At 62.9% G+C, this 11,192-nt stretch carries 5 protein-coding genes; 4 read left to right on the top strand and 1 reads right to left on the bottom strand.

Annotated features, from left to right (window positions below):
- The first annotated feature begins 3 nt into the window (after nt 1–3).
- The 4 genes from dpdJ to ASD90_RS01425 all read left to right on the top strand — a co-directional run bounded on the left by dpdJ (nt 4) and on the right by ASD90_RS01425 (nt 8,842).
- A complete protein-coding gene (gene dpdJ, locus ASD90_RS24585) occupies nt 4–4,494 on the top strand; it encodes a protein DpdJ (protein ID WP_304437897.1) in 4,491 nt (1,496 codons plus the stop codon).
- Entirely contained in the window at nt 4,491–5,030 is a 540-nt protein-coding gene (gene dpdK, locus ASD90_RS22735) for a phospholipase D-like domain-containing protein DpdK (protein WP_082588408.1), read from the top strand. Before dpdJ ends, dpdK begins: the two co-directional genes overlap by 4 nt.
- A gap of 2 nt (nt 5,031–5,032) precedes the next feature.
- On the top strand, nt 5,033–7,240 hold the full coding sequence (gene dpdD, locus ASD90_RS01430) for a protein DpdD (protein ID WP_082588407.1): 2,208 nt from the start codon (nt 5,033–5,035) through the stop codon (nt 7,238–7,240).
- Nucleotides 7,241–7,624: 384 nt separating this feature from the next.
- Nucleotides 7,625–8,842 carry an ISL3 family transposase gene (locus ASD90_RS01425; protein ID WP_369793577.1) on the top strand — a complete coding sequence of 406 codons (1,218 nt, stop codon included), beginning with the start codon at nt 7,625–7,627 and terminating at the stop codon, nt 8,840–8,842.
- Nucleotides 8,843–10,147: 1,305 nt separating this feature from the next.
- On the opposite strand, the gene ASD90_RS01415 is transcribed toward ASD90_RS01425, so the two are convergent.
- Nucleotides 10,148–11,191 carry a glycoside hydrolase family 68 protein gene (locus ASD90_RS01415; protein WP_056750631.1) on the bottom strand — a complete coding sequence of 348 codons (1,044 nt, stop codon included), beginning with the start codon at nt 11,189–11,191 and terminating at the stop codon, nt 10,148–10,150.
- Nucleotide 11,192: the final 1 nt, after the last annotated feature.

The raw sequence follows: 11,192 nt of genomic DNA, 5'->3' as shown, positions 1-11,192 counted from the left end.
GGAATGCTTGAGCGACGGGAAGCAGAACTGCTCGCATGGGGAATTGTCGACGGTGCCTTCTCTCGAGCGGAACTGCGAGAATTGGCGGCGCATCTTGCCACGTCTGATCCTTCCGGTCCGTTTGTAGAGCCCGATCAGTTGATCGATGACCTGCACCAACGCACATTGCTGTTTGCTGTGCCCGGTACGTCCCCAGTTCTGTTCCGTACCCGATCGGCGGAAACGATCCGGTTGCTGCAGTACCTCAGGCAGTGGTTCCCGGGCCAGGACTGGATCCGCACACCGCAACTGGTGTCCGACTTCCGCTATCAACTGGGGCCCAGGCTCTACCCGAGGAGACACATCACGTCAGCATCGTTCGATGCCGGTCTCTCGAGGGCCCTCAGTGGTCATCCTACTGCTGTTCGTGATGCAACTCTGGCCTTGATCGATCGAGGGGTGGACTATCGTTTTGCCGATTTTCAGCAGGTCGCCACAGCCCAAGTCCTTAGCGACATAAAGGCTCCCAGTTCGCGCGGTACCGTAGTCGCTGCTGGCACAGGAAGTGGCAAGACCTTGGCCTTCTACATCCCGGCGCTTGCTTGGGCGGCAGCCAACGTGTCCGGACCGGCCGCAACGCGTGTAATGGCCCTGTATCCGAGAATCGAGTTATTGAAGGATCAATTCCAAGCGGCGTATCTCGAATGTCGTCGCCTGGACGAGGTAACGCAAAGGATTGCCAGTCGTCCTCTGCGCATTGCTTCCCTATACGGTGCCACCCCACTTAGCGCGAAGGACGTACCCACTACACCCGGTTGGGTGAGGCGGCCGGAGGGTTATGTCTGCCCAATGCTCCGGTGCCCCTACTGCGGCGATGGCGTACTCGTGTGGCGGCATGAGGACCTTCGTCAAGGGGTCGAGCGGGAACGACTGGCCTGTACGGCGGAGGGTTGCGATGGCCACACCAAGGAGGGCGAACTCCTGCTTACGAGGCGGTCGATCCAGACGACGCCCCCCGATATCCTTTTTACGACGACGGAGATGTTGAACCGGCGCTTCACGGACTCGTACTCGCGGCACGTCTTTGGTCTCGGGCCCCTCGGTCGTGCACGACCGCCCCGACTAGTACTGCTCGACGAGGTCCATGTGTACACGGGCACGACGGGGGCCCAAACCGCGCTTCTCCTGCGGCGGTGGCGGGCTGCCGTGAACGCGCCTGTGACCTTCGTGGGCTTGTCCGCCACTCTCATTGATGGTCAAGGCTTCTTCGCCGATCTCACGGGCCTTGCTGAACAGGCCGTGACCGAGGTGTCGCCTACCGCTGGCGACATGATCGCCGAGGGCATGGAATACTCACTCGCACTCAGAAGTAACCCAGCGTCTGGCACGAGCCAACTCTCGACAAGTATTCAGACCCTCATGCTGCTTCGGCGCATGCTCGACACCGCCGCCGCCACAAGTGGCGGTATGTACGGCCAACGCGTGTACGCCTTCACCGATCAACTCGACAGTGTCAATCGATTCTTCTGGGATACCCTGAGCGCGGAAGGTTGGCTTTCGGAAAAGAAGCCTCTCGGGAGGCTCCCTCGCAGCTTGGCCGCTCTGCGGTCTCCGCACCGACCGGACACCAATCACTTGCTGCGAGTCGCGGCAGGGCAGTCTTGGGACGCCCCAACGGCTATCGGTCATTACTTGGGGAACACAGACTCACTTCGAGTCCGACGCACAAGTTCGCAGGACGCTGGCGTTGATCTGACTGCCGACGTGATCATCGCGACGGCCTCACTCGAAGTTGGATTCGATGATCCTCTTGCGGGCGCGGTGTTGCAGCACAAAGCACCTCGCGACAACGCCTCCTTCATACAGCGTCGTGGTCGAGCAGGTCGTACACGCGGTATGCGTCCATGGACCGTGACGGTTCTTAGCGACTACGGAAGAGACAGGCTCGCCTACGAGTCGTACGAACAACTCTTCTCGCCAAGCCTCAGTCGCTTGCCTCTCCCCATCGCCAACCGATACGTCCTTCGAATTCAGGCAACGTATGCCCTATTCGACTTTCTCGCCACACAATTACCCCCCCAACTCAAAGGAAATGTCTGGAACGATCTCGCGCGACCAGCAAAGCATGGCAGGATGGCGGACCTCGAGCGCCAAGAGCGACTGGAGAAGATATGTCTGCGCCTGCTTGAGGAACGGAATGAGCAGGATCGACTGTGCGCGTACTTGTCCCGCGCCCTTCAGGTGACCCTCGATGAGGCAACCGCACTGGTATTTGAAGGGCCGCGATCACTTCTCCTCGAAGTTGTCCCAACAGCCTATAGACGACTAGCCAGTCGTTGGGGCAGCAATGAGGCAAGGCTGGAAGGGGACTGGCGCGCAACGCCACTCCCAGAGTTCGTTCCTCCGAATCTATTCAGTGATCTGCTGGTGCCCGAAGTTCAGCTGGACATTCCGCATAGGGACGACGAGAGGCAGGCAGAAGCACTTCCCATCGTCCAGGCCCTCAGCGAGTTCATCCCAGGCCGGGCATCCAAACGCTACGCTGTTGAGTTCGGCGCGCAATGTCATTGGCTCCCTGTACCACTCCAAGCAGGGGATCGGCGAAAACTGGACCTCTCGGATCTAGTCATAGGGGAACCATTGGGCGTCTTCACCGGGAACGTCGATGGCCATCCGCACCAAATAAAGTGCCTTCGACCCCTGAGGCTAAAGCTTGAAGACTTGCCGAAACAGTTACGCGACTCATCTATGTCCGCGCCCAAATGGCTCCGCGAGTTCGTCGTTAAGGCTGAGCCGCTCATGGCTTCGGTGCCCGATCCGTCCGCATGGAGCACGCTCGTGCGAGATGTTCGATTTTTTCTCCACGCAGACGGAACGGACATTACGGCTCGAAGGTTCGCCCCAGGGTGCAACGCAGACTTGAAGTTCCAGGATGGAAGCACCGAACGCTTCGAGGTTGACTTCGTTAACGAAACGGAAGAACCTGTCGCCCTGGGATTTGAGATAACGGTAGACGCGGCCCGCATCGAAGTCGATCTCAACCTTCTGACCGAACTGTCTACCACGAGCCTCAGCCCTGAGGCGTGCCGGGGAGCGGTAAGCGACGCCTTCGTTTGGTCCGTCAGGGACTCGAGTCGAATTCCGAAGGAGGCCAACAGCTTTAAACGAGATTGGCTTGCGTTCCTCTTCCTGTCCGCGATCGCCGAACGTTGTGCGACTGAAGGCTGGGATCTGCAGACCGCGCTGAATTCCCTGAAAGTCGACGACGTCGTTGACGGCATGTCAGAAGTTCTCGAGGTGACGTTCGCAACATTCGCTGGTGAGCCAGAGAGGGATAGCGACATGGCTGAGGAGCCGCAGCGCCAGCGTTTGCACGCGGATCTGGCCGACCTGGCACGTGTGCCCGAAACCGTGCAAGCTCTGATCAGCCTGCTGTCCGAAGCTCGGCATTGGCAAGACACAGAATATGGAAGATCGTGGGCTAGGAGTCGAACGCTGAGCACTCTTGGGGCAGCCATCGTGGACGCCGTCGCCCGACTGTGCCCCGAAATAGACACAGATGGGTTGGTCGTCGACACAGGCGATGCGGATGAGTTCGGCAAAGGTTCTTCGCCGACCGTCTGGATCTCTGAATCGTCAACGGGCGGTGTCGGATTCATCGAACAGATTAGTCGCAGGTACGACGACGACCCCCGTCGGTTCTGGCGACTCGTCGGGACCGCCTTGCGGGAGACGGACGCTGAAGGTGTTGATCGTGAGATATCGCGCTTCCTAGAATTGGCCCACACAGATCATGGAATCGCCACCCTGGTTTCCAGTGTTCGTCAGGCCAGCCGGGAAGGCAACGCGGCGCTCCGGGATGCGACCTCCACGCTCCTGAGTGAACTGAGGCTGCGAGGGATGACGTTGAGCCATGCAGTTGTCGCGGCCCTCAACACACGTGTTCTGAGGCCAGGATCCTCACCTCGCTCCGACGCTACAACTAGGGCGGTCATGGAAACATGGAGAGGCATTGAGGTCTCGATGGGAATGGACATTGACGTCCGCACTGCTGCCTTCATCGCTAGTGGCGATACCACACTCCACTTTCCCGGCCTATCCGGCCCGAACCTGCAGCAATCAAGCCGAGCGCAGCGTTTCGCCATGATGTTAGGAACTCTTTGGCCCCGGGGAGTAAACGCGCGGGCTTCGGCACTTCGTGCGCAGAATCGTTTCCAACGCCTTTCTGGCACGGACCGACTCCTCCTCGCGCCACTGACGGAAACGGAGGCCGCGATTGTCGATGTTCAGGACCCGGACTGGGAGCGCATCGTCGCCGAGAGGCTCACAACTGGCGGAGCGGTGCGACTGACCAACTCGATCGGCGAGACAACGGCCTTGGCGGCCGCCCTGGTTGAACTGCAAACCGCCCCCCTCGACGTCGGGTGGATACTGGCCTACCCCCGTGTTGTGGGCACTGGGCGACGGAGCGATGTTGCCTACGTCGACTTGGAACTCTCGGAGTCGCCCCAATGACTCGCCTTATTTTCACCGAATCCAAGGGCTTGCAGGCGGAGATCCGAGGACTCCTGTCAGCGCTCCTCGTAGCCGAGTTACTATCGCCAAGCAGGGAACTTTGGCTTATTTCGCCGTGGGTGAGTGATATCCCGGTCATCGACAATCGCAGCGACGCGTTCGCTTCTCTGAGCGAAGAATGGCCGACGCAGGAGATCGGACTGGCGCGTGTCTTCGTGTCATTGGCCGAACGTGGAACCGCTGTGCGCCTTCTCACGCGCCCGGACGCGCACAACCTGAGGTTCATCGAAACCACGAGGGCGCGGGCGCAATTGCGAAACGTTGGTGAGCGGTTCCAGGCCAAGACGGGACAAGTTCTTCATGAGAAGGGACTCCTCTCTTCCGCATGGTACGTCAGCGGTTCTATGAACTTCACGCGCAATGGAATCCTCATCCTCGAAGAAGCACTACGCTTCGACTCAGACCCTAGAGTGATCGGGGAGGCACGACTAGCATTCATGAATCGCTGGACCAACCCCGAATATGTGGCGGTCTGACCGTGGACGACCAGACCGCACGCGTCGTCTTCCTCGATGAGTTCTTCGGTCCTGCGAACTCGCTGAACATCGACCCGCATGCAATCGCATTCGCTGACCCGTCGCACAACTTCCTCAAGGAATTGATCCGAGATATCGTTGACGGCGCCCCGTGGCCGTGGCTTCTTCCACGGCGGACCGGCCAACAGCAACAGCCAACCTGGTACGCCGTCACATTTGACTACGCCGACTTCCGACGACTGGGCGCCGAGTTGTTAGCTGTGGCCGGTGATCCATACTCGGACTTCACCCCGGAACCTGCCTCCTTGAACATCGCCGACAAGGTCGAGGCCGCCATCGCACAACTGGGACCCGACAGACGCGTCTATCGCTTTGCGCCTTTGCCCGGCTATACCGCAGCGCTTCGTGCCGGCCTCGAGCGACTCCACAGCGCTTGGGCACATCGACCCCAACGCAGTTGGGTGCGGATCCGGCCGCTCGGCCGCATCCTTCGGGACTTCGAACTTGCCTTGACCGGCCGGCATCACCAACACGCGGTTGAGGCACTCGCTGAGATTGAGCGCAATCGACAACTCACGGCGTCAAACCTGCTCTTCCTCCGTTTCCGACTCGTGGCTACTTTCGAGACCACGCAGAACGCAACCAACTTCCCAGATCTCGCCACCCTTATCGCGATCCGCCGTCCTCGCGCAGTCACAGTCGCATTGCAGCGACTGATGTTCGACGCATACCTGGTCGTAGACAATCAAGCCCTGCCCGTCGACCAGGCGATAGAGCGATTCAAGATCGAGGTCTCCCAACGCTACGGCGCACTCTTCACAGTTCTGAGCCCAACCGATGACCCATCGGCCGCTCGCCTACAGATGCTCGCGGCCTCGACTGCTGAGATACCCAACGAAGGGTACGCCGAGGACGTACTTTCCCGCCCCTGGAGCCTCGAGGTCTCCGCCTGGCTTCAAGCTGTCTGGGCTCGCAGACGCCAAGAACCCCAGCCGCAGCGAACTGCATTGCAGGTGTACCAACTGGGCGACCTCGACGCCGCCTTCACCGCAGCGCTAACAGACGCGCCCGGGCTCGTCCGCACCAAGATCGTCGTTATCACGGCGGTTTCCATCGGCACCCAAGACGCGGCCATAGCCGCGGTTGAAGCCTTCGACACGCTTCCTGAGGACGAGCAGGCCGACCTCCTCAACGACGCGCTCGTCAGGCTTGCCCTTCACGAACTACGCGGCAGGACGAGGTTCTTGCCAGGTAATTGGACGGAATGGTTCCAGCGTCTCGAAGGGGACCCTAACCGCGAGACCATAGAGCTTCTGGACGAAGCATTGGCTGGGTGGCAGGCGACGGTCTTGGATTCCGATCAAGCCGTCCGGGCACTCTCGGATTTGTTTCTAGCTACTCGCGGACCCGCACAGATGACTCTGGTTGCTGACGCCGTGCCAAGAGCACTTGCGTACAGCCAGCGTTCCGGCGCCTCGGGCGCACGACTCGCGCCCCTTCACAATGCGCTCCTGGCCGTCCTCACATATGAATCCGACCTCACAGCCACGGACTTGGGGGCGATATCTGATCTCGCTTCAACCGTCCTGAACACCGGTATGGAGACCGCGCAGTACAAACAACTCCTCTTAGACCTTCTTGACGTTTGGACACGCGTCAAGTCATGGCGCCGATGCGACTGGGCAGCCGACATTCTGGACGCCGCCCTTGCTTCCCCGGCACCTGATCCGGTCAGCCGCGACGCGTTCGTCATCGAGTTGTACTCGCAACTCACGGCGTACGCCGATCGAGTCAGTGAGGCGCAGAGGGTTCTACTCCGCCTCCTTGGCCGCGAGGCCAGCCAACCGATCGAGGTCTGGCACGCGAAATTCGACGACAACGCGGAGGACCCGCCATCCGAAGCGCCAACCCTGGACGGACTCGCTATCGGCATCTACACCCTCGACGAGGGTGCAGCCGCAAAGGCCCGCTCATGGATCCTCGAGATTGCTCCTTCGGCCAAGGTGGTACTAAACCACGAGCACGACGCTTCAGAACGACTTACCGCCATGGTTAGGGGGAGCGACATCGTCGTCATCGGATGGGCCACGGCAAAGCACGCCGCTACCAACCACATTCGTGACATCAGGAGGGGCGGCACGATCGTCGCGATGGCTGAAGGGCGGGGTGCTACGGGGCTGTTACGCGCTGTCATGTCGGCAGTGATCTAGGGTTCAAGCTACAGCGGCGCAGCGAAGGGTTCTGACTCAATACGCCACGGGCGCAATTGCGCCGCCCTCGGAGAACATGACCGCCAGGAAGAAACCGGCGCGAATCCCTCTCCACGACAACCGTAGCGACCACAGCGCACAGCCGGCAGGCCCTTCAGTCATGCAGGCCCTCAAACGGGCTCATCACAAATGAGGGTGTAGGAGTTGGCGGCCCGTCGCTGGCTGGGTAGGCGTCGAGGTCTCCCGAAGATGGAAGTTCTCACACTGCCCATCTGGAAGACCTCGACGTGTGCGACGCTACCTTCGCCTGCCCTGACCTGACGACTTTCACCCGGCTCGACGATCTCGGGCTCGCGGTCACCGGTCAACGACTTGAGCCTGACCGTGCGGTGCTGGCCTGCCGCGTCGTCGAGCCGGACCAGTGGTGCCGACGGTGCGGCTGCGAGGGCGCTCCGCGGGACACCATCACCCGGGAGCTGGCGCACGAGCCGCTCGGTTGCGACCCGCGACGCTGCTCGTCACGGTCCGTCGCTACGGGTGCACCGGGTGCGGGCACGTGTGGCGCCAGGACATGACCCGAGCGGCCGAGCCCCGGGCGAAGCTGTCGCTGCGTGGGCTGCGGTGGGCGCTGGAGGCGATCGTGTGTCAGCACCTGACCGTGGCCGGGTCGCCGAGGGCCTCGGGGTAGCCTGGAACACCGCCAACGACGCTGTCCTGGCAGAAGGGAGACGCGTCCTCATCGAGGACCCGGGCCGGTTCGACGCGGTGGCAGTCGTCGGGGTGGACGAGCACGTGTGGAGGCACACCCGCCGCGGGGACGAGTACGTCACCGTCATCATCGACCTCACCCCGATCCGTTGCGGTACCGGGCCGGCCAGGCTGCTGGACATGGTCGAAGGCCGCTCGAAGGCGGCGTTCAAGGCGTGGCTTGCGCAACGGGATCCCTCGTGGCGCGACGGGGTGGTGGTCGTCGCGATGGACGGCTTCACCGGGTACAAGACCGCCACCTCCCAGGAGCTTCCCGACGCGGCAGCCGTGATGGACCCCTTCCACGTCGTCCGGCTGGCCGGCGACGCGCTGGACCGGTGCCGGCGCCGGGTCCAGCAGGACCTCCACGGGCACCGTGGCCTCCGGCAACCCGCTCTACCCTGCGAGGCGGACCCTGCACACCGGCGCCGACCGGCTGACCGACCGGCTGACCAACCGCAGGCGGATCGGCTGGCGATGCTGTTCGCGGTCGAGGAGCACGTCGAGGTCGAGGCGACCTGGGGCATCTACCAGCGGATGATAGGCGCCTACCGCGAACCCGACCGGCACCGCGGCCGCGAGCTGATGCATGCCGTCATCGAGTCGGTCAGCGCCGGCGTCCCGGCAGCGTTGACCGAACTGCGCCGGCTGCGGCGGACCCTGAAACAGCGAGCAGCCGACGTGCTGGCCTACTTCGCCCGGCCCGGCACCTCGAACGGACCAACGGAGGCGATCAACGGCCGCCTCGAGCACCTCCGCGGGTCCGCACTCGGCTTCCGCAACCTCGCCAACTACATCGCACGATCCCTGCTGGAGACAGGCGGATTCAGACCACGACTACACCCTGGATTGTGATGAGCCTCTAAAGTCGTTTCATGGCAGGGAAACCCACGATGCTCAAGCTCCTGAGGAGCCGGATCACCGACCTCGAGGCCCCCTACCCAGGGTCCACCGCGACGAGTGCCGAACGCAGGGACTGGACCGACTGGCGCTAATCCAGTTCCTGCAGGTCGCCCAGACGATCACGGTCCACCACCGCACTGGAGTACCTGCTCGGCGTGTGGCGGCGTGGTGCCCCTATAGGTCCGGAGCTGCGATCCGGGCCATCGCCATCTAGGAGTATCCGGTGCAGCGTCCGATCCCGATCCTCGAGGTCGCCGATGACGCCCGGTCGAGTGGGCACCCGCAACCTGAACGGTTACCACGAGGCGGCGGGTCACAAGTTGACGCGGGCAGGGACGCGCCACACACGGCGGTCTACTTCGAGCGGCGGTGGAACTCGACCCGCTGGTATTCCTCCAAAGTCCCATCTGGGCGCTGGCGTCGTCCCTGCTCGAGTGCAGCAATCTCACTCTGATCGGTGTCAGTGGATGGGACCAGAGACGTCCCGACGACACGCGCCGCCGCCTTGACGTCGTCGTACAGAACCGTCGGTACTTGGCGGTCTTGCTCGCTCGGGGTCACTTCTGACTCACAAGGGGCGTCATAGAGATCATGCGGCTTCGGCACTGCGGGCAATACTCGGGTGTTCCACTGTCGCGGTGGCTTGTCCACTCGTGCTTGCAGCCTTGGCACTTGCAGCGGTAACGGATAACGGGCATGCGGTCCTCCACGGGCGTCGTGTGAAATCTACCTGGTGAAATTTACGCCCGTTGAATCCCGGAGGAGGCGGTTTGCCAAACATCCACGAGCAGCGATTCCTCGGCCCGTAACCGGTCTGCTATCTCCACGCGCTCCTCGGCGGAGAGGAACGCGCAGAGATCCGGAGCGCTCCACCACCGGTCGAGCGCCGGCACGAAGCCGACCAACTCACCCTGGCGGAACAGGTTGTAGCCGTTCTTCCACCGGTTTCCCGTGGTTCGACTTACCCCGCCTCACGGCGGGCGGCGACGCTCCACCCCTTGGAGAGCAACCGCGTGAACTGTTCACGCTTGCCTGACTGCGGCCGGCGACCGGGTCCCTTGGCGACACGACGAGTGGACAACACGACTCCCAGAATCAAGCAGGCGTTGCCTCGATCGGTGGAAACCCCCCCGCCGTTGACACCGCGCTCTCGCCGGTAAGCACCCAGCTCGCGGTGACGGCACAGGTTGCGCCCGGAGAATCATCTGGCTGGCGGCCGGCCGCGTGCTCACCTCGCCATCCAGATCGCAAGGGTACCTAGCCCTCGAACACACCTCTTAGCGCGCGGGCGCCGAACGAATCGTTCGTCGACGCCTCCGTAAGCGGGCCAGCGTCGAGCACCAGCCGGTCGCCATCCAAGCGGGCCGCCACGGGGTCGGTGATCTCGCCGATGAATTGGCCGCCGGTCTCGTTGCGGAAGGCGAGGAACTTGGTCTCGCCCGTCTCGCGGCCATCGATGAACTTGCCGACGTAGAGGGTCGGGTCGTCGATCTCGCGAGCGCCGGCGATGTCATACGGCCCCAGCACCGACTCGGCCGACGCGATCCACACCCCGCCCGTGATGCCGGCCGCCCGGGCCGCCTCGGGCATGTCCCCGACCGCGCAGTTGAAGAGCAGCACCTGCTTCCCGTCCACGACGTGCGTCTGGAACACCTCGAGCTGCCCGAAGCCGGCCCCCGGCGCCGACAGGGGCTCCCGCAGCTCCCACGTCTCCAGGTCAGCGGACCACGCATGCCCGACCACGCCCCGGTCCACCCGATCCGAGGGATCGTGGGCAGGCCCGACCGCCGACCGAGCCGTGATCAGCATGTGCCAGCCGTCACCGTCCGGGTCAGCCACCACCCACGGGTCGCGGAACGCCTCGTCGTGCCAGTTCCCCTCAGGCGCCGGCGCGTACTTCTCGTACCACCTCCCGTCCGCCTCCAGCACCGGCCCCGGCGCCTTGTCCCACACGTAGAGGTCAGAGGACACGGCATACCCGATCGACTGCACGTTCGCGCCGTGCTCGTTGAGGCGAGCCCCGGTGTAGAACATGAACCACCGCCCGTCCGGGTGTCGCACGACCGACCCGGTCCACGTCGCGAGCTCGTCGAAGGCCGGCGCGTCCGACCGCACGAGGGCGTCGACGACTCGCTCCCAATGAACCAGGTCAGAAGACACCGCGTGCCCGATCGACGCCCGGTAGTGCCGGGCGTGCGGATCGCGCAGCGCCCGCGACGCGTAGAGGAAGAAGAGGTGGTAGTCGGTCCCGTCGTCGACGAGCCAGAAGTCCCAGACCCAGGCCTCAGGGAGACGAAACACG

The sequence above is a fragment of the Terrabacter sp. Root181 genome, from assembly GCF_001428505.1.
GTDB lineage: Bacteria > Actinomycetota > Actinomycetes > Actinomycetales > Dermatophilaceae > Terrabacter.
The sequence above is the reverse complement of the archived record's forward strand: the minus strand, read 5'-3'. Positions and strand labels throughout refer to the sequence as shown.

Coding starts and splice junctions, on each gene's coding strand:
- dpdJ (WP_304437897.1), top strand. CDS start 4: ATGCTTGAGCGACGGGAAGCAGAACTGCTCGCATGGGGAATTGTCGAC.
- dpdK (WP_082588408.1), top strand. CDS start 4,491: ATGACTCGCCTTATTTTCACCGAATCCAAGGGCTTGCAGGCGGAGATC.